This window comes from Rhizobium sp. 01T444 (genome assembly GCF_056398305.1).
Genome location: NZ_JBFTPD010000150.1, coordinates 1 through 763 on the forward strand (window position 1 = coordinate 1; position 763 = coordinate 763).

A 763-nucleotide genomic window follows, 5' to 3' on the forward strand; every position below is an offset into this window, starting at 1 on the left:
GCCCAGGACACGCTCAGACTCCGCGGGCGGAAGGTTCCGGGGATTCACCCAGATGGAACGTAGCCGCTCTGTTTCACGTGAAACAACATCGCGCTTGCGCGAGAACGCATCCCAGCGGGCGTCGTCAACCAAGCCCAACTTCCGCCCTGCTTCCGTGAGCCGCATGTCAGCGTTGTCTTCCCGCAGCTGCAGGCGAAATTCAGCCCTGCTGGTGAACATCCGGTAAGGCTCCGTCACACCCTTGGTGATCAGGTCGTCCACCAGCACACCGAGGTAGGCTTCGTCGCGGCGCGGCAACCATGCCTCTTCTCCGCGGCATTGCAGCGCAGCGTTGATGCCGGCAAACAAGCCCTGGGCTGCCGCCTCTTCGTAGCCGGTGGTGCCGTTGATCTGTCCCGCAAAGAAGAGCCCCTGGATCGCGCGCGTCTCGAAACTACTCTTGAGTTCGCGGGGATCGAAGTAGTCGTACTCGATGGCGTAGCCGGGGCGCAGGATATGCGCGTGCTCCAGGCCCGCCATCGACCGCACCAGCTGATACTGGATGTCGAAAGGCAAGCTGGTGGAAATTCCGTTCGGGTAGTACTCGTTGGTCGTCAGCCCTTCGGGCTCCAGAAAGATCTGGTGGCTTTCCTTGTCGGCAAAGCGATTGATCTTGTCTTCGACGCTCGGGCAGTAGCGCGGGCCGACGCCGTCGATCTTCCCGGTGAACATCGGGCTCCGATCAAAACCCGAGCGGATGATGTCGTGCGTGCGGGCATTTGTG

Annotated in this window: 1 protein-coding gene; it reads right to left on the reverse strand. The window is 61.6% G+C overall.

Features of this window, described 5'->3' with window-relative positions; all coding sequences use genetic code 11:
• Positions 1-763, reverse strand: a 763-nt coding sequence (locus AC1DTN_RS37665; protein WP_477925222.1) for an FAD-dependent oxidoreductase, incomplete at both ends; no start/stop codon positions are given.